Here is an 18,069-nt window from a genome sequence, read left to right on the forward strand (position 1 = left end):
CAATTACACAATCTCAGTTGCGTACTGCCACAGTGATTTCAGCAACCCCAGCTTCGTTTTATCTTCCGCATACTGCTGAGAAAGCATCTGCAATTCGTTGGCATACTGTTGTAAAAACTCCGGCGTCAGCACCTGACGGCGATGCTCCAGCCAGCGCTGCTGCTCTGCGTCATCCAGCGTACCGGGAAAATTGCGTGCGCGGTAATTAAACAGCAGCTTCTCAATGCGCTTATCGACAAAGGTAATATCCAGCGCGGGCAGGTTACGCGGCTCGGTTTCGAGTACGATTTTCATGGCTGCGCGATCGGCATCGCTGAAAAAACCATCATAGAGCTGGGCATCAACGTTATCCGAGGCGGCAAAAGGTTCGGCTTCGGCGAAAATCGCCACCACTTTGTCGCGGACCTGCGGGTTTTCACGCAACACTTTCAGGTTATCCAGGCAGTGCTGGCGGTTAATTCCCAGCCGGTCGGCATCCTCCGGGCGCAAGGTATTCGCCTGCGCCAGTACCGGACATTTATTGATATGCACCAGCTTTACCGGCACTGCGGCGTGATCGCCAAGATCGGTTTTGGCCGTATAAAGCCGCTCGCGAAGGGTGTCGCTGTCCAGCTCAAGAAGAGGAGAAATATCGCCTGCTAAATCGACCATGATCACCGCGTTACGGTTTTCAGGATGCCACGCCAGCGGCGCGACCCAGCTTGTATTACCGCGCCACGCGCCAAACATGCCGGAGACATGTACCAGCGGCTTCATTTGCGGAACGTCAATCAGCGCCGCCAGTTTATGTTTACTGCGGTGGCTATAAAGATAATCAAACAGCCGCGGCTGGCGTGTTTTCACCAGTTGCGCCATCGCAATAGTGGCGTAGACATCCGCCATCGCATCATGCGCGTTGCTGTGTTCGATCCCGTTCGCCTGGGTTAAATGTTCCAGACGAAAGCTGGGCAGGCCGTCGTCGTTTTCCGGCCAGTTAATTCCCTCCGGGCGCAGCGCATAACAGGCGCGCATGACATCCAATAGATCCCAACGTGAATTATCATGCTGCCAGCTCCAGGCATAGGGATCGTAAAAGTTGCGATAAAAAATATTGCGCGTGACTTCATCATCAAAGCGCACATTGTTGTAGCCCACAACGCAGGTTTTAGGAACGGTAAACAGCGCATGAATGCGTCTGGCGAAAGCGGCTTCGTTTTCTCCTTTCTCACGCGCTTCCTGCGGCGTGATGCCGGTAATCAGCACTGCGCCGGGCTGCGGTAGATAATCATCGGCGGGTTTGCAATAAAACACCTCCGGCTCGCCAATAACGTTGAAGTCGTTATCCGTACGGAGCGCGGCGAATTGCGCAGGTCTGTCGAGGGCCGGATGCGTACCGAAGGTTTCGTAATCGTGGAAGAGGAATGTGCTCTGTATGCTGTCGTTTTTAACTGTCACTTGATGTACACGCCTGATGTTATATGTATATGAAATATTTTATTCTTTTATTTTGTCGTTGATGGATTGTATTTGTACACCAATTGATATTGTTGCTAATGTTCGTACATGCGATGGTGAGTACAAAATACTAAAATGACCATCAGCGACACTAAGCTACGCTCCCTCTATGGTAAACCATATTCCGGTTCATCTGAAATTACTGATTCCGATTTAGTACTGTATGGAATTTAGGCCAGGGTCAATCTGGCCGGGATCTCAAAAAATGCATGGACTAAAACGGGTCTATTTACAGAGGGACACAACGCTGTGTCCCTTAATTCCATGCGGGTTAAGGCTGGACTACGCCCAGGCCAGTGGCAGGATGGATGACAGAACACTCGGGAAATATTTTCTGGCATGACGTTGCATACTATCCGCCACAACGCTGGTACAGGTAAAGGCGCCATGGAGGCCGTGAAAACGGTCGGACCAGTCGGTAAACTGTTCGCTGGACGGGAAGATCGCCGGAGACAGCTCCCAGGCTTTCTGCATCAGCGCCTCCGCATAGCCTCTCAGGGCCGGCGGAGAGTCATGCTCAGTGCCGAAAATGGCGCTGGAGGAATAGCGTGCGAATGCGGTACTGAGACAGAACAGGGTTTCCGCCTGCTTCTGTGGGGTGGCGTCAGTCAGGTGATAAGCACTGAGGATGTGCTGGTAGTGTGCCGGGCTGAGTTTGCCTTCAGGAAGCAGGGGGTCAAAAATGGTGTTCAGACGCGACACTGAGGCATCATCAATCAACTTCACGGTGGAATGTTTCTGGTTCGTGGCGGCAATAAACTGCTGGTTCAGCTCCCCGTGCTCTTCAGTGCTGAGGATGATATCAATCAGTTCCCCAAAGCGTCGCTGCACGGCCTGCTGATTAAATGCGGCGAGAAACACCGGAAAGTCATGACGGAATAACTCTACCGGAGAGATTTGCGCGGTGGAAACGTTCTCTCCGGCTCGCAGCAGGTAAAAGTTGTCCCATGCAGTGTCAGGAGTAGGGTTTAGCATTGTTAACAGCGTGTCAGTGGAGAGCATCATCGCCGTGTCTGAATCTTGGGAGGAAAGCAGCAGGAAATTATCTGCCGCGCGGGTTGTCCAGTCCGGGCTGCCGTCATAATTGCCGAAGAGCCCATTATGGATGTGGGGAGACACCGCCGGGTGAGCAAGATACTGTTCATAAAGCGCTGCAGCTTTCTGGCGGATGCCATCAGTGCAGTCCACGCCTGTCATACAGTGTAAAATCACCTGATTAAAGAGTCCGCTGTGAGTGGTCATGGCGGCGCTGTTCCTGTCAAACGAATCCAGCAACACAGGCAGTATGCGCTGCTGATAATATGTGTCAGGAGCCGGCAGGGGAACGTCATTATAGGTCTGGCACTGGTGGGCAAAAAAACGTTCCTGAACAGGCCTGATCCACTCGCTGATAAGCGCACTTTGCGTATAGGGGGGGTGGGCCAGTACGCTCACCAGCGAGCTTTCAACTGGCCGGATACGTGCCTCTGTTAAGCGGCCACTCCGAAATGACTTTACCAGATCTTCCATTGCCCGGACTTTTTCCTGTCTGTATTTATCGGGCAGGTTGTTAATGGTCATCAGAATACTTTTACCATTATTATGTTCATGATTTAAAAATCCATCCACAGCGTTCTCAGTCCAAAGGAGTGGCATTTGCAGCCAGATATCACCTAGACGAATAAAATTTCCGCCCCCTGACACTGACGGAGGTGATGAATTATCCGGTTCATTTAAAATAACGTCGGAGAGGTTGGCTTTGTGAGGTATAAGCGTATTTTTTAAGGTTGTATTAATAAAAGAGGGCTGTTGTTGTGTAGTAATTGAATACAGTAAAGACACTTCATTCATGTCTGAATTACTAAATTTCGTATTACTGCAGACTACATCATTCAGTGTCGAATAAGTGAATCGGCATTCGTCAAAATGTAAATGAGATATATCAGAATAAGTAAATTTTGAATTTGAAAAGTTGAACCCCTTGATAATATCGCCGTCTCGCTTCATGAAGTTGGGGGGCAATATTTTGCTGAATTTAATATTACGGAAATCTGCGTTTGAAAAATCGCGATCTGCGGTCGTAAGGGGTTCTCCGGCTTGCTGTCGTAAAACTGCATCCGTGAGTTTCTTAGCCCAGTCGGCAGGTGATGACGGGGAAGACGTAGCCTGAAGTGAGAGGGAGGGGGATACTGGTGGTGTTCTACCTTCAGAAACCGTTGGCCTGTTATTGGCTGATACAGAGACTCCACCGGGGAGCGGGGCCGCACCTGTCACTCTGTAATTATAATCACGTGATTGATTTGCTATATGCTTACGCATGAATGCTGCAGTCATTTTTGAGGCATCTTCTTCTGAAATATTTTTCTTACCTGTATTATTTGTATCTTTAATATTTTTAACAGTAATCAATGTTTTGTTTAAGGTGTTTTTATCTTTCGGCTGAAAGAAGCCTTTTATTTTTTGTGGTAACGTGAACTCAATCGGTGAGTCCTTTCCTGTTTTAAATTTTTCATTTAAAGATGTATGCGTGTTTTTAACACTGGTTATTTTTGAGGCGAGCCCGTTTTTCGTATGTTCACGAATAGAGGTAATTAATTTTTTAACCTGGTTAGGAATAGTAGAAAAATTAATTGTGCCTGATGATATTTTCATTAGAATTCCTTATCAACATCATTATGGAAAAACGGTCTGGATTTTTAACGCCTTAGAAGTAAGTTTCATATGTCGGTATGGCGATGGAGATCACAATTCACCATGTTATCTGGCAGGTTTCTTTCAGAAAGTGTCCATCCTGCCATCATGTCACCGTATTGTGGGATGCTGACGTATCTGAGGAAAAATCCATGCATAAGAGAGCGGGTCGGGTAACGAAGCCTATAAGTGCGCAAAAGTAAATCCGCTTTGATGCTCAATCAGCGTTTTTTCGCCGGCATTCGGGATATCGTCGGCGGACGGTCCGGCGCGTATGAGAAAGAACTGCGAAAAGCCGCGCGAAATCGCTTTTCAGGAACTAATCGTTTTTTTTAAAATATTATTACGTGTTATTGGAGTTGTATCATTTTTATAATTAACAGTGAGTTGTTTGATAATTCTGCTGATTATTTAATGACAGTCCATGTGCGTGTTCAGAAAATATAAAATTTTTATAAAACAAAAGGTTTTATCGTGTCGGCATCTTCATTTTAACAACTATTTCAAATTGTGATTGAAGCCGACATTTCATAATACAAATTAAATATAATCTTCAGCTATATCTAATAACAGGAGGTTATATGAGCATTAGTCGTCGTTCTTTTTTGCAGGGGGTAGGCATCGGCTGCTCTGCCTGCGCGCTGGGCGCTTTTCCGCCCGGGGCGCTGGCGCGCAACCCGATTGCCGGCATTAACGGTAAAACCACGCTAACGCCAAGCTTGTGCGAAATGTGTTCCTTTCGTTGCCCTATTCAGGCGCAGGTAGTCAATAACAAGACCGTTTTTATCCAGGGCAATCCTTCTGCGCCGCAGCAGGGGACGCGCATATGCGCCAGGGGCGGGAGCGGCGTCAGCCTGGTCAATGACCCGCAACGGATTGTAAAACCTATGAAACGCACCGGGCCACGCGGCGACGGTGAATGGCAGGTGATTAGCTGGCAACAGGCTTACCAGGAAATCGCGGCGAAAATGAATGCCATCAAAGCGCAGCATGGCCCCGAGACCGTGGCTTTCTCTTCCAAATCGGGCTCGCTCTCCAGCCATCTTTTCCATCTGGCTACGGCCTTTGGTTCGCCTAATACCTTTACTCACGCCTCAACATGCCCTGCCGGGAAAGCCATTGCGGCAAAAGTGATGATGGGCGGCGATCTGGCGATGGATATCGCTAACACGCGCTATCTGGTTTCGTTTGGCCACAATTTGTATGAAGGGATTGAAGTTGCCGATACCCATGAGTTAATGACCGCGCAGGAGAAGGGGGCCAAAATGGTGAGCTTCGATCCGCGTTTGTCGATATTTTCCAGCAAGGCGGATGAGTGGCACGCTATTCGTCCCGGGGGGGATTTAGCGGTTCTGCTGGCGATGTGCCACGTCATGATTGATGAACAACTCTACGATGCGTCTTTTGTTGAGCGTTATACCAGCGGATTTGAACAGTTAGCACAGGCGGTAAAAGAGACGACGCCGGAATGGGCCGCCGCGCAGGCCGATGTCCCAGCCGACGTTATTGTCCGGGTGACACGCGAACTGGCCGCCTGCGCGCCTCACGCTATTGTCAGTCCTGGTCATCGCGCGACGTTCTCGCAGGAAGAGATCGATATGCGGCGTATGATTTTTACGCTTAATGTACTGCTCGGTAATATTGAGCGCGAAGGCGGGCTATATCAGAAAAAAAACGCGTCGGTTTACAACAAACTGGCCGGAGAAAAGGTCGCGCCAACGCTGGCGAAACTCAACATTAAAAATATGCCGAAACCGACGGCGCAACGAATCGATTTGGTCGCACCGCAGTTTAAATATATCGCCGCTGGCGGCGGCGTGGTGCAAAGCATTATGGACGCGGTGTTAACCCAGAAGCCTTACCCGATAAAGGCGTGGATTATGTCGCGGCATAATCCTTTCCAGACCGTCACCTGTCGTTCGGACCTGGTAAAAACCGTTGAGCAACTGGATCTGGTGGTCAGCTGCGATGTCTATTTGAGCGAGAGCGCGGCATATGCCGACTATCTGCTGCCGGAATGCACCTATCTCGAACGGGACGAAGAGGTATCGGATATGTCGGGACTGCACCCGGCTTACGCTCTGCGCCAACAGGTCGTAGAGCCGATTGGCGAGGCGCGTCCGAGTTGGCAAATCTGGAAAGAGCTTGGCGAGCTGTTGGGATTAGGGCAGTACTATCCGTGGCAGGATATGCAGACGCGCCAACTCTATCAGTTGAACGGCGACCATGCCTTAGCGAAGGAACTCCGACAGAAAGGGTATCTCGAATGGGGCGTTCCGCTGCTATTACGCGAACCAGAATCCGTTCGCCAGTTTACGGCGCGTTACCCCGGCGCTATCGCGACGGACAGCGACAACACCTATGGCGAACAGCTTCGCTTCAAATCGCCCTCCGGCAAAATCGAACTTTATTCCGCAACCCTGGAGGAATTGCTCCCAGGCTACGGCGTTCCGCGCGTTCGTGACTTTGCGCTTAAAAAAGAGAATGAGCTTTACTTCATTCAGGGCAAAGTGGCTGTGCATACCAATGGCGCGACGCAGTACGTACCTTTACTCAGCGAGCTAATGTGGGATAACGCGGTCTGGGTCCATCCGCAAACGGCGCAAGAAAAAGGCATTAAGACCGGAGATGAGATCTGGCTGGAAAATGCTACGGGTAAAGAGAAAGGTAAGGCGCTGGTGACGCCCGGAATCCGCCCGGACACGCTTTTTGTCTATATGGGATTTGGCGCTAAAGCTGGGGCCAAAACGGCGGCGACGACACACGGTATCCACTGTGGCAATTTACTGCCGCACGTGACGAGTCCGGTATCCGGTACGGTAGTGCATACCGCAGGCGTGACGCTGAGCCGGGCATGAGGGAGGAGGGAACCATGAATCATTTAACGAATCAGTACGTCATGCTGCATGATGAAAAACGTTGTATCGGCTGCCAGGCGTGTACCGTTGCCTGCAAAGTGCTTAATGACGTACCGGAGGGATTTAGCCGCGTACAGGTACAAATTCGCGCCCCTGAACAGGCATCCAACGCACTAACCCATTTTCAATTTGTCCGCGTCTCCTGTCAGCACTGTGAAAATGCGCCATGTGTCAGCGTTTGTCCTACCGGAGCGTCATATCGTGATGAAAACGGGATCGTGCAGGTGGATAAATCGCGCTGTATTGGCTGCGATTATTGTGTTGCCGCGTGTCCTTTCCATGTGCGCTATTTGAATCCGCAAACCGGTGTCGCCGACAAGTGTAACTTCTGTGCCGACACGCGGTTGGCGGCTGGCCAGTCTCCGGCGTGCGTATCCGTTTGCCCAACGGACGCGCTGAAATTCGGCAGACTGGATGAGAGCGAGATCCAGCGCTGGGTCGGTCAGAAAGAGGTCTATCGCCAGCAGGAGGCGCGTAGCGGCGCGGTCAGTCTGTACCGTCGTAAAGAAGTCCATCAGGAGGGTAAAGCATGAATACTATCTGGGGAGCGGAACTACATTATGCGCCAGATTATTGGCCGCTGTGGTTAATTTACGCAGGCGTCGTGGTGCTGCTCATGCTTGTTGGGCTGGTTATCCATGCGTTATTGCGCCGGATGCTGGCGCCAAAAACGGCGGGCGGCGAAGAGCATCGTGACTATCTCTACTCGCTGGCGATTCGCCGTTGGCATTGGGGAAATGCGTTACTGTTTGTTTTATTACTGTTAAGCGGTTTATTTGGTCATTTTTCTCTCGGCCCTGTAGCGCTAATGGTACAAGTGCATACCTGGTGTGGTTTTGCCTTACTGGCTTTCTGGGTCGGGTTTGTGCTGATCAACCTCACCACAGGTAACGGGCGTCACTATCGGGTAAATTTTTCCGGACTGGTAACGCGCTGCATACGCCAGACGCGTTTTTACCTTTTTGGCATTATGAAAGGGGAAGCGCATCCGTTCGCGGCAACAGAGCAGAATAAGTTCAATCCACTGCAACAACTGGCATATCTGGCGATTATGTACGCGCTGGTACCGCTGTTAATCATCACCGGTTTGCTGTGTCTCTATCCGCAGGTTGCGGGTCTGGGCCCTGTGATGCTGGTGCTGCATATGGCGCTTGCTATCATCGGCTTACTGTTTATTTGCGCGCATCTCTATCTGTGTACTCTTGGCGACACGCCGGGACAAATTTTCCGTAGCATGGTTGACGGCTATCATCGTCATCGTACCGCGCCGCGCGGGGATAAGTCCGCCGTCTGAGCGTATCCATAAAATGAAGTCAGCAAGAAAATGTGCCTTGTGTCACATTTTCTTGCAATTTATCCATGTTTGTTTAACTGAACTTCCGTAAAAAGAACGGCAAATAGAGACCATCCTGAGGACATGCTGTTGAAACGCCGTTTGTTTATTGCCGCTTCTTTATTCGCGATGCACCTTTCTCCTGCGCTTGCGGCCGATGCCGTAAGTTTTGCTCCCCAACCGCCAGCCATTGATGCAGGCGCCTGGGTGTTGATGGATTACACTACGGGACAGGTTCTTACCGCCGGTAATGAACACCAGCAACGTAATCCTGCCAGCCTTACCAAGCTAATGACGGGCTACGTCGTCGATCGCGCCATCGATAGTCATCGTATCAGCCCTGACGATATCGTCACCGTTGGGCGCGACGCCTGGGCGAAGGATAATCCGGTGTTTGTCGGCTCCTCGTTGATGTTTTTAAAAGAAGGGGATCGCGTGTCGGTGCGTGATTTAAGCCGTGGCTTAATCGTGGATTCCGGTAACGATGCCTGTGTGGCGCTGGCGGATTATATCGCGGGCGGGCAGCCGCAGTTTGTGGCGATGATGAACAGCTATGTGAAAAAACTCAATTTGCAGGATACCCATTTTGAAACCGTCCACGGTCTGGATGCGCCGGGACAACATAGCTCCGCGTATGATCTGGCCGTACTCTCCCGGGCGATTATTCACGGCGAACCTGAATTTTATCACATGTACAGCGAGAAAAGCCTGACCTGGAACGGCATCACGCAGCAGAACCGCAACGGCTTGTTGTGGGATAAGACCATGCATATTGATGGGCTTAAAACCGGACACACATCGGGGGCGGGATATAATCTTATCGCATCGGCGGTGGACGGGCAGCGTCGACTTATCGCTGTTGTGATGGGAGCGAAAAGTTCGAAAGGCCGTGAAGAACAGGCGCGAAAACTGTTGCAGTGGGGCCTGCAAAACTTTGCGACGGTGCAGATTTTGCACAGCGGTAAAAAAGTGGGCAGCGAGCGAATCTGGTATGGAGACAAAGAAAAGATTGCGCTGGGTACGGAACAGGATTTCTGGATGGCGCTGCCTAAAGCGGAAATTCCGCATATCAAAGCAAAATATGTGCTGGATAGAAAAGAGCTGGAGGCGCCAATCGCCGCTCATCAACAGGTAGGTGAAATAGAGCTCTACGATCGGGATAAACTGATCGCTCAGTGGCCGCTGGTCACTCTGGAATCGGTGGGTAAAGGCGGTATGTTCTCTCGTCTGAGCGACTATTTTCAGCATAAAGCGTAAGCCGTTGTCACATACCGTTCACCGTCATCTGAGGTGTCAAAAGGGCGGGATTGCGAGGTTGCTCACAAAATGATCACGCTGTCCTTGTGACCGTAAAATGCTGTAATTATACTGTACATTCATACAGTATGGTAAAGTGACGGAGGCAGCATGGATTACGAAATCAGGCAGGAACAAAAACGCAAGATAGCCGGTTTCCACATGGTCGGTCCATGGGAACACACCGTGAAGCAGGGTTTTGAACAACTGATGACGTGGGTGGATCGACAGCGGATCGTGCCAGTTGAATGGATTGCCGTCTATTACGACAATCCAGATGTCGTACCTGCAGAAAAACTCCGCTGCGATACCGTGGTGTCCGTGGCAGAGAATTTCATCCTGCCGGACAATAGTGAAGGCGTAATCGTGACCGCCATTGAAGGCGGCGAATATGCCACTGCTGTCGCGCGAGTGGAAGACCGTGACTTTGCGAAGCCGTGGGAACGGTTTTTTGACGTCCTGGAGCAGGATAGCGCTTATCAGATAGCCTCTGCGCCCTGTTTTGAAACCTATCTGAATAACGGTATGGAAGATGGATACTGGGATATTGAAATGTATATTCCGGTACAGCGGAAGTGATCGACTGGTTTCTTGGCTGAAAAGAGCGGACGGATAATGTGTTCCGTCCGCCAGTGCGCTATTTTTGCTATAAAGCAGGTACAATGCATTTTTTGCCATTCCCGTAAGGAGCGCAAGCGTGCGTGCCGATAAGTCATTAAGCCCTTTTGAAATACGGTTGTACCGTCATTATCGCATCGTGCACGGCATACGTATCGCCCTGGCGTTCATTCTTACCTTTCTGCTGGTTCGTCTGTTTTCTATTCCCGAGGGCACATGGCCGCTAATCACGTTAGTGGTGATTATGGGGCCCATCTCATTCTGGGGAAATGTAGTGCCTCGTGCTTTTGAGCGCATAGGCGGTACGATCCTGGGCGCGGCGTTAGGGCTGGTGGCGCTACGCCTGGAGCTCTTTTCCTTACCGTTGATGCTGGTGTGGTGTGCGATAGCGATGTTTTTGTGCGGCTGGCTGGCATTAGGGAAAAAACCGTATCAGGCGCTACTGATAGGCATAACGCTCGCCGTTGTTGTCGGCGCTCCCGCTGGTGATATGAATACGGCATTATGGCGTGGCGGGGATGTGATTTTGGGGGCGCTACTGGCAATGTTGTTTACCGGCATCTGGCCCCAGCGCGCCTTTTTGCACTGGCGCATCCAACTGGCGCATTGCGTCACGGCGTATAATCGGGTGTATCAGGCAGCGCTGTCGCCGAATTTGCTGGAGCGCCCCCGGTTGGATAAACATTTGCAACGGTTGCTGAACGATGTCGTCAAAATGCGCGGGCTGATAACGCCCGCCAGTAAAGAAACCCGGATACAAAAATCTATTTTCGAGGCCATTCAGACCATCAACCGCAATCTGGTTTGTATGCTTGAATTACAAATCAACGCCCACTGGGCGACGCGCGCCAGCCATTTTGTGATGCTTAACGCGCACACATTGCGTGAAACCCAGCAGATGACGCAGCAAACCTTGTTAACGATCGCCCACGCGTTGTTTGAAGGCAACCCGCAGCCGGTACTGGCAAACACCGGTAAACTGAATGATATTGCTGCCGAGTTGCGGCAGCTAATGAACGAGCAGCAGGGCGACGCGGTGGCTGAAACCCCCATCCACGGCTATGTTTGGCTAAGTATGGAAACGGCCCGACAGTTGGAACTGCTTTCGCATTTGATCTGCCGGGCTTTGCGCAAATAAAAAGCAGATGGGGTGAATGAATTTGTTGCTGCTTCGATTCAGCAAAGATTAAGAGTATGATACTAATATAAGGATAAAATGAGTGCTACTGGCAACGATTTTATCTCCGAACCTTCAGGTTTCCCCAGACGGCGACGTAACGGTGTTTCCTCTGGCGGCTTGAAGTATGACGGGGATAAACGTAATGTTTATCCACTAGCAGTTGCTTAACGAATCCGAATCTCACATTATCAGGGGTGTAAAAATGGAAACAACCAAGCCTTCTTTCCAGGACGTGCTGGAGTTTGTTCGTCTGTTCCGTCGCAAAAATAAACTGCAACGTGAAATTCAGGACATTGAGAAGAAGATCCGTGACAACCAGAAGCGTGTGCTGCTGCTGGACAACCTGAGCGACTACATCAAGCCAGGTATGAGCGTTGAGGCGATTCAGGGTATCATCGCCAGTATGAAAAGCGACTATGAAGATCGTGTTGATGACTACATCATTAAAAATGCCGAAATCTCCAAAGAGCGTCGCGACATTTCCAAAAAGCTGAAAGCGATGGGCGAAATGAAACACGCCGATGTAAAAGCCGAATAATGCGCTACGGCAGTGGGAGCGTATATCAGGCTCTCACTGCAGTTTGACCCCGCCTGTGACCATCTTGAGTAAATGTTGTTTTGGCCAGTGTCGGGTAAGTTTTTTCTCTGCCAGCTTACCTTTCAGACGCGCAATATCATGACGTTTCCGGTCCAGCATCAGACCCACCACGCTACCGCTATGCGCCACGTTCAATCCGTATAAATCACACTCTTCGACCAGCGACAGCAGGGCGGTAAAGCCCGGCTTAGGTAACAGCGTCTGGCTGGCGATTGCGCTAAGCGTAGCCGCCTCACCCAGTCGGAGCGGATTTTGCGTTATACAGGCTTCCTGCACCAGATTCCAGGCCTGCTGCAAGGTTGCTGAACTTGCTATTAATTTCTGCTGGCGAGGGAGACGGTGGTAATCTTGCGTGCGCAGTGTGACCGGGCTTTCCAGTACCAGCAAATCGATTGGCGGCGGTGGCTCGCAGGCGATTTGCGTGGCTGCATTATTATGATCAAACAGCGTTAACTGATGAAAAACGGTGCTATCAGTGGGTTCGATTGAGACGCAAAGCTGTGCAAGGGTGGTTTCATCCAGCGAATGGCCAAGATGATGCGCCGTTGCCACCGCCGTAGCGGCGATATCTGCGGTACTGCTGGCCATGCCTTTGGCAACGGGAATTGACGAACGCACATCGACGCGAATCTCGTTACTCCAGTGCGCAGGATACTGCCAGTGCGCCAAAACGCGCTCCACCATCGCCCGCGACAATGGACGCTCGTTTACCAGCGGCGGCGCAGCCGTGACTGCTACGGTGCTGTACCAGTCAACAGGGCAGGAGACCAGTTTCTCACTGCCCAGAATCCATCCCTGGATAAGTTCCCCGCATGAGGCGGGGCATTGCGCAACAGCCACGTTATCACCTTTCAGGTACAAATAGTGTGCGCGCATAGTGTCATGGTAAAAGCGTTATTACCATGACTTGCCGCAATGCGTCGTATAACCCTCTCAGGCTGGTACACAAAGCCCTTCCGTGGCCGGTAGCGCAATGCGCATAACGTCTTGTGCGATCATTAACTCTTCGTTGGTGTTGATGACGGCGACTTTCACCAGGGCGTTCTCCGTCTGGATAAATGTCGCATTACGTTGATTTTTCTCTTCATCAACGGCTAAGCCCAAAAATTGCAAATTATGGCACACCGCCGATCTGGCGCGCGCTGAGTTCTCGCCAATGCCCCCAGTGAATACCAGCGCATCCAGTCCTCCCATTTGCATAATATAGCTGCCGATGGTGGCGCGAATGCGTTCGGCAAACAGAGTGAGAGCGAGTTTAGCCTGCCGGTTACCGGTATTGGCTGCCTGTTCGACATCGCGGTAATCAGACGACACGCCAGAAACGCCCAGCAAGCCTGACTCATTATTTAATAACTGATTCAACTGTTGCGGCGTTTTGTTTTCGCGCTGGGCTATCCACGGCAGAATAGAGGGATCAATATCTCCGCTACGAGTGCCCATCATCACGCCTGACTGCGGCGTAAAGCCCATCGACGTATTGACCGAACGCCCGTTCTTGATAGCGCAAATGCTGCTACCGTTTCCAAGATGACAACAAATCACCCGTAATGCGCTGAGTGGTACGCCCAGCTTTTCAGCCAGAACGCCGCTGACATACTTATGGCTGGTGCCATGAAAGCCATAACGGCGAATCCCCAGTTCAGCGTAATAATGCCAGGGAAGCGGGTAAATATAGGCGGGTTCATCCAGCGTCTGGTGAAATGCCGTATCAAACACGGCTACGGAAGGGGCATCAGGCAACAGTTGACGAAAAACGTGAATACCCAACGCGTTTACCGGGTTGTGAAGCGGAGCCAGTTCGGCAAGACGTTCGATTTGCGCTAACGTTTCATCCGTGACCAGCGTCGAGTCTTTAAAAAACTCACCGCCGTGCGCCACTCGATGGCCCACCCCGTCAATGTCCCGCAGACTGTTAATGATTTGATAACCCAGCAGCTTTTCCAGAAGCAGCGTTACCGCATCGCGATGATCGGCAACGGGGACGGTTTCCTGCCATTTTTGGCTGTGCGTCTTAATTGTCACCTGCGCATCCGCCATACCGATACGCTCAATCAGCCCCTGGCAGAGCATGTCGCCCTGCGGCATCTCCAGCAGCTGGAATTTTAACGATGAGCTGCCGGCGTTAATGGCCATTATTTTGTAAGACATAAAGGTTCCTTCGAATTCAGAAAATCCAGCACGGCGTCGAGACCCGAGTTATTCAGCGCGCTGGTAATAAAAATCTGCCGGGCGCCAGCCTGCGTAAGCCATTGTGCGATAAGCGAAATACGCTGCGGGTCAGCGAGATCGGCTTTGGTGACAAGGCCAATCGTCGGGCGGTTCATCGGGGCGGTAAAACCCGGAGAAAAGGGCGACCACTGGGCGTCGGCATTCAGCACCAGCGCGATGACGTCGGCCTCGCAGGCGCTGGTTAGCAGGGCGCTATACAGGCAGCGGTTCTCCAGATATTCGCCCGGCGTATCGATAGCCATCGGAGACCATTCAATGGCCTGAGTTTTCTTATAATGGAGCGCTTCGCCGCGCAGGCTTTGGGTCAGCGAGGTTTTCCCGCATTGGCTGGGGCCGATAAACATCAAACGCTTCATGACGTTACGTCCGGGTGATCGAACAGGTGGTGAACTGCATCATTTCGCCCAGCGTGCGCGTTACCTGCTTGAGGGCATACTCGACGGCGGAAACGTCGCCGGTCAGCACTACGGCACCGGTAAAGCGATCGAGAAAACCAATTTCCACCGCGCCGGATTTAGTGGCGATATCGCAGGCGATAATCGATGCTTCGCTCGGCGTGATGGTAAGGATGCCAATCGCGGAAACCGCATCCGGCAGGCCCAGCTTCTTAAAGAGATCTTTCCCCGGATTGGCAATCAGGTGCGCGAGGGTGACCTGTTTCCCGGGAACGTACTCCTGAATCATGCGATCCGTTGTTGGCTGTCTTTCCATTATCCCTCCACCATCTGTCGCCACATGGCTTCATGCGGGCGCGGGATCACCGAGCGGTAAACCAGCAACCCTTTTTCGCCCGCGCTTTCGCTGGCAACCGTCACGGCGTTGTTGACATCAGAAACGTCGCCCGCCACCACCATGTAGCATTTACCGCCGATGCCGAAGGCCATATGCACCCGCACCAGGGTGACGTTTGAGCCTTTCACCGCCCGGTCTGCGGCGCTAATGCAGGCCGCTACGCTCCAGGTTTCGACGATACCTACCGCCTGGCGCTTATCGACGCTGTTCAGGCCGCTGATGGCCGGAAGTACGCTGGGATGAATATTTGCCAGCACCAGGCTGTCGACGAGCATTTCGCCGGCCTGGGACGTACCGGTTTCAATGGCCTGCTGGATAGCGCCGATATCGCCGCCGAGCATCAGCAAAAACTTCCCCGGACAGATGGTTTTACTGACCAGCAGATTAACGTTGGCGCTTTTCAGCATCGCATCGCCGAGTTCCATCCCTTTGGCGATGCTGGTGAGTTCTAAAATTCCTATAGCCTGAGACATGGTTAACCTCTTACAACCGTGATGGCCTGTTCGCTGATGGCCGAAACAATGCCGTCGATGCTGGCGTGAATGGGGGTGCCGAGCGCGCCAGGCGGGACATCGGCAACGCACTGTCCGCGCGTCACGCGCTCGCCGACGGCAACAGTCGGTACTGCGCTGGCACCAATATGCTGGCGCAGCTGCAAAGTGACTTTTTCTACTGACGGCTCTTCTTCCACCAGCGGTGCCTCCTGGTACCAGGGACTTAGTCCCAGTTTGGCGATCAGCCGCTTCACCGGCACCAGGCGATATTTCGCCATCTCGTCGGCCGGGTTCAGCGGCCCTACGTAGCGCTGGTTTTGCGCCCGCAGCTCGCGTTTTAACATGCGGTTGATGCGCATCGGCGAGATCCCCACCGGGCAGGCCACGCTTTCGCAAACGTTGCATTCCGAGCAGGTAAGGGCGCTCAGCAGCAGCTGCGGCGTGGCGGCCTGGTGAAAGTTCAACGCCCGCACCAGCAGGTGCGGGGAGAGTTCGTGGCCGATCAGATGCCGTGGGCAGAGATCGGTACACAGTCGGCACTGCTCGCAGACGGTGCGCGCGACGGAAAGCACCGTGCGCTCGTCCTGCATTCTCCGCTGGATAAGCGGATGGCTTTTGGGGAGCACCAGCAGGCCGCCGGTAGTTTTCGTCACCGGGTTATCAAGAGAGGTAATCAGGCCACCCATCATCGGGCCGCCGTTAATAAAACCAGGGTCGTCGACCGTTGCGCCGCCCGCCAGCGCCAGCACTTCATGCAGTGACATGCCGACAGGAACGGTAACGGTCAACGGTCTGGCGACCGCGCCGTTTACGGTCAACGTGCGACGAGTGACCGGAAACTGCTGCTCGACCGCCCGGGCAATATTCAGCACCGTTTGCACGTTATTGACGACCACGCCGACGCTGGCCGGTAGCGCAGCCGGGGCGACCCGGCGGCCGGTTGCCATCCAGATAGTCAGCACCTCATCGCCCGCAGGATAAACATCCGGCAGGATATGCAGGCGGATACCGGCTGGCAGCTGCGGGGTGAGCGCGTCGATGGCCCGGCGGTATTTTTCTTTCAGGGCTATCACCCCTTCGCGCGCGCCGGTTGCCGTCATCGCGTACTGCACGCCGCGAACAAGACGCGCGGCCTGCTGCCACATCAGTTGCTGGTCAACTTTGAGCATCGGTTCACACTCGGCGGCGTTCACCAGAAAAATCTCTACCTGCGCCTGTAGTTTGACGTGAGCGGGAAAACCTGCGCCGCCCGCGCCGACAACGCCCGCTGCGCGGACGCGCTCGCGAATTTCATCAGCGCTATAAGACATTTCAACGACGTTGACGGCGGTACTCATAGCAGTTCCTCCAGCAGTTCACGAATTTCCTCGGCATTGGCCGGGCGCGGGTTAGTGCGCAGCGTAACGTCAGCCAGCGCAGCCTGCACCATCGCCGGAATGCGTGCGGAAAAGTCGGATCTTCCTTCTTTAAGCGCAACGGCCAGTGAGGGAAGGGCGCAGCGTTGCTTAAGCAGTTCGATTTGCTGAATCAGCGCATTGATTGCCGCGATATCATTGGCTTCTGCCGGGCAAAAACCGCAGGCTTTGGCCATCCGCGCGTAGCGTTTGGCGGCGCGTGGAACTCCGGCGTTAAAACGGATCACCGCCGTGAGCAGCAGCGCATTGGCCAGCCCGTGCGGCAGATGAAACTGTCCGCCAAGCTGGTGGGCTATCGCGTGGTTAAGCCCCAGCCCCGCCTGGCTGAAGGCCATCCCGGCGAGCGTTGAGGCATTGTGCATTTTCCCGCGCGTCGCCACGCAGTCGCCTTTTTCCACCGCCGTGGGCAGATACTGGAACACCAGTTTGGCAGCCTTTTCCGCTAGCGCGTCGGTAAAGTCGCTGGCGTGTGGTGACACCCAGGCCTCCAGGGCGTGGGTCAGCACGTCCATGCCGGTGTTGGCGGTAATCTGCGGCGGTACGCTGACCACCAGCTCCGGGTCGAGGATCGCCATATCCGGATACAGCGCATTGTTGAACAGCGGGTACTTGATGCCTTTATCCGGGTCGCTAATTACGCAGGCGCTGGTCACTTCCGAACCGGTGCCGCTGGTGGTCGGGATCGCCACGCAGGTTTCGATGTTGATCCCGCTCTGCTGGCTAAACCAGACAATCGCTTTCGCCGCGTCCATTGCCGAGCCGCCGCCAAAACCGATCACCACCTGCGGTTGCAGAGCCTGCATTTGCGCAATGCCCTGAACCACTGTGTGGATGGTGGGGTCCGGCGTTATCTCGCTAAAGACGCTGATGCGGTTATCTGCGGGCAGCGCGTTACGCAGGGTATCCAGCAGCGGAGAGCGAGCCAGAAAGCCATCGCAGATTATCCAGATGTGCTTATTGGTAAAGCGCTTGAGCACCGCCAGGCTGCCCTGACCGCTGTACAACCGCGTTTGTAGTGAGAAGGTATTCATC

The 18,069-nt window shown here is 52.9% G+C and carries 16 protein-coding genes and 2 pseudogenes; 9 read left to right on the forward strand and 9 right to left on the reverse strand.

Annotation, left to right across the window (positions count from 1 at the left end; translation table 11 throughout):
• Nucleotides 1–3: 3 nt before the first annotated feature.
• A complete protein-coding gene (gene sbcB, locus ACLJPE_RS00850; protein WP_023233211.1) occupies nt 4–1,434 on the reverse strand; it encodes an exodeoxyribonuclease I in 1,431 nt (476 codons plus the stop codon).
• A 135-nt stretch (nt 1,435–1,569) separates the two neighbouring features.
• Between sbcB and ACLJPE_RS00855 the strand changes: the two are divergent.
• Nucleotides 1,570–1,647 (forward strand): annotated as a pseudogene (locus ACLJPE_RS00855) (hypothetical protein); the annotation flags it as partial.
• 129 nt (nt 1,648–1,776) lie between these two features.
• Here the strand turns inward: ACLJPE_RS00855 and sopA are convergent.
• Nucleotides 1,777–4,125 (reverse strand): SPI-1 type III secretion system effector HECT-type E3 ubiquitin transferase SopA, encoded by a 2,349-nt coding sequence (sopA, locus tag ACLJPE_RS00860; RefSeq protein ID WP_031602127.1) that lies wholly within the window; start codon nt 4,123–4,125, stop codon nt 1,777–1,779.
• 267 nt (nt 4,126–4,392) lie between these two features.
• Here sopA and ACLJPE_RS00865 point away from each other — a divergent pair.
• From ACLJPE_RS00865 to ACLJPE_RS00900, 8 genes and pseudogenes are all read left to right on the forward strand, one after another.
• Nucleotides 4,393–4,486, forward strand: a pseudogene (locus ACLJPE_RS00865) (heavy metal-binding domain-containing protein); the annotation flags it as partial.
• 259 nt (nt 4,487–4,745) lie between these two features.
• Nucleotides 4,746–7,022: a thiosulfate reductase PhsA gene (gene phsA / locus ACLJPE_RS00870; protein ID WP_023233214.1), complete on the forward strand. Its 2,277-nt coding sequence runs from the start codon at nt 4,746–4,748 to the stop codon at nt 7,020–7,022.
• A gap of 14 nt (nt 7,023–7,036) precedes the next feature.
• A complete protein-coding gene (phsB, locus tag ACLJPE_RS00875; protein ID WP_001016236.1) occupies nt 7,037–7,615 on the forward strand; it encodes a thiosulfate reductase electron transport protein PhsB in 579 nt (192 codons plus the stop codon).
• Nucleotides 7,612–8,376 (forward strand): thiosulfate reductase cytochrome B subunit, encoded by a 765-nt coding sequence (gene phsC, locus ACLJPE_RS00880; protein WP_001092553.1) that lies wholly within the window; start codon nt 7,612–7,614, stop codon nt 8,374–8,376. The genes phsB and phsC overlap by 4 nt, the downstream gene beginning before the upstream one ends.
• Nucleotides 8,377–8,499: 123 nt before the next feature.
• Nucleotides 8,500–9,672 (forward strand): serine-type D-Ala-D-Ala carboxypeptidase DacD, encoded by a 1,173-nt coding sequence (dacD, locus tag ACLJPE_RS00885; protein ID WP_000925050.1) that lies wholly within the window; start codon nt 8,500–8,502, stop codon nt 9,670–9,672.
• Between the two features lie 150 nt (nt 9,673–9,822).
• Entirely contained in the window at nt 9,823–10,290 is a 468-nt protein-coding gene (gene sbmC / locus ACLJPE_RS00890) for a DNA gyrase inhibitor SbmC (protein ID WP_000384326.1), read from the forward strand.
• A 118-nt stretch (nt 10,291–10,408) separates the two neighbouring features.
• Nucleotides 10,409–11,467: an FUSC family protein gene (locus ACLJPE_RS00895; protein WP_001200855.1), complete on the forward strand. Its 1,059-nt coding sequence runs from the start codon at nt 10,409–10,411 to the stop codon at nt 11,465–11,467.
• Between the two features lie 244 nt (nt 11,468–11,711).
• The gene (locus ACLJPE_RS00900) at nt 11,712–12,047 is read left to right on the forward strand and encodes a DUF496 family protein (protein ID WP_000450405.1); all 336 of its coding nucleotides are present in this window, start codon (nt 11,712–11,714) and stop codon (nt 12,045–12,047) included.
• 33 nt (nt 12,048–12,080) lie between these two features.
• Here the strand turns inward: ACLJPE_RS00900 and pduX are convergent, their stop codons facing one another.
• From pduX to pduQ, 7 genes are all read right to left on the reverse strand, one after another.
• The gene (pduX, locus tag ACLJPE_RS00905) at nt 12,081–12,947 is read right to left on the reverse strand and encodes an L-threonine kinase PduX (RefSeq protein WP_001518728.1); all 867 of its coding nucleotides are present in this window, start codon (nt 12,945–12,947) and stop codon (nt 12,081–12,083) included.
• A 93-nt stretch (nt 12,948–13,040) separates the two neighbouring features.
• Complete coding sequence (pduW, locus tag ACLJPE_RS00910; protein ID WP_000120645.1) at nt 13,041–14,255, reverse strand: propanediol utilization propionate kinase PduW; 1,215 nt, start codon at nt 14,253–14,255, stop codon at nt 13,041–13,043.
• Nucleotides 14,240–14,692: a propanediol utilization protein PduV gene (pduV, locus tag ACLJPE_RS00915; protein ID WP_000826270.1), complete on the reverse strand. Its 453-nt coding sequence runs from the start codon at nt 14,690–14,692 to the stop codon at nt 14,240–14,242. Before pduV ends, pduW begins: the two co-directional genes overlap by 16 nt.
• 4 nt (nt 14,693–14,696) lie before the next feature.
• Nucleotides 14,697–15,047, reverse strand: a complete 351-nt coding sequence (pduU, locus tag ACLJPE_RS00920; protein ID WP_000441100.1) for a propanediol utilization microcompartment protein PduU — start codon at nt 15,045–15,047, stop codon at nt 14,697–14,699.
• Nucleotides 15,047–15,601 (reverse strand): propanediol utilization microcompartment protein PduT, encoded by a 555-nt coding sequence (gene pduT, locus ACLJPE_RS00925; RefSeq protein ID WP_000075777.1) that lies wholly within the window; start codon nt 15,599–15,601, stop codon nt 15,047–15,049. Before pduT ends, pduU begins: the two co-directional genes overlap by 1 nt.
• Nucleotides 15,602–15,603: 2 nt before the next feature.
• On the reverse strand, nt 15,604–16,959 hold the full coding sequence (pduS, locus tag ACLJPE_RS00930) for a cobalamin reductase PduS (protein ID WP_000102038.1): 1,356 nt from the start codon (nt 16,957–16,959) through the stop codon (nt 15,604–15,606).
• A complete protein-coding gene (gene pduQ, locus ACLJPE_RS00935) occupies nt 16,956–18,068 on the reverse strand; it encodes a 1-propanol dehydrogenase PduQ (RefSeq protein ID WP_001091452.1) in 1,113 nt (370 codons plus the stop codon). Before pduQ ends, pduS begins: the two co-directional genes overlap by 4 nt.
• Nucleotide 18,069: the final 1 nt, after the last annotated feature.

This window comes from Salmonella sp. SAL04196, from assembly GCF_046550835.1.
Classification (GTDB): Bacteria; Pseudomonadota; Gammaproteobacteria; order Enterobacterales; family Enterobacteriaceae; genus Salmonella; species Salmonella enterica.

Excerpts from the sequence above, each read along its gene's own strand:
- ACLJPE_RS00900 (WP_000450405.1), top strand. The coding sequence starts at position 11,712 with ATGGAAACAACCAAGCCTTCTTTCCAGGACGTGCTGGAGTTTGTTCGT.
- sopA (WP_031602127.1), bottom strand. The coding sequence starts at position 4,125 with ATGAAAATATCATCAGGCACAATTAATTTTTCTACTATTCCTAACCAG.
- sbmC (WP_000384326.1), top strand. The coding sequence starts at position 9,823 with ATGGATTACGAAATCAGGCAGGAACAAAAACGCAAGATAGCCGGTTTC.
- phsC (WP_001092553.1), top strand. The coding sequence starts at position 7,612 with ATGAATACTATCTGGGGAGCGGAACTACATTATGCGCCAGATTATTGG.
- pduQ (WP_001091452.1), bottom strand. The coding sequence starts at position 18,068 with ATGAATACCTTCTCACTACAAACGCGGTTGTACAGCGGTCAGGGCAGC.
- phsB (WP_001016236.1), top strand. The coding sequence starts at position 7,037 with ATGAATCATTTAACGAATCAGTACGTCATGCTGCATGATGAAAAACGT.
- pduW (WP_000120645.1), bottom strand. The coding sequence starts at position 14,255 with ATGTCTTACAAAATAATGGCCATTAACGCCGGCAGCTCATCGTTAAAA.
- pduS (WP_000102038.1), bottom strand. The coding sequence starts at position 16,959 with ATGAGTACCGCCGTCAACGTCGTTGAAATGTCTTATAGCGCTGATGAA.
- phsA (WP_023233214.1), top strand. The coding sequence starts at position 4,746 with ATGAGCATTAGTCGTCGTTCTTTTTTGCAGGGGGTAGGCATCGGCTGC.
- pduV (WP_000826270.1), bottom strand. The coding sequence starts at position 14,692 with ATGAAGCGTTTGATGTTTATCGGCCCCAGCCAATGCGGGAAAACCTCG.
- pduU (WP_000441100.1), bottom strand. The coding sequence starts at position 15,047 with ATGGAAAGACAGCCAACAACGGATCGCATGATTCAGGAGTACGTTCCC.
- dacD (WP_000925050.1), top strand. The coding sequence starts at position 8,500 with ATGCTGTTGAAACGCCGTTTGTTTATTGCCGCTTCTTTATTCGCGATG.
- pduT (WP_000075777.1), bottom strand. The coding sequence starts at position 15,601 with ATGTCTCAGGCTATAGGAATTTTAGAACTCACCAGCATCGCCAAAGGG.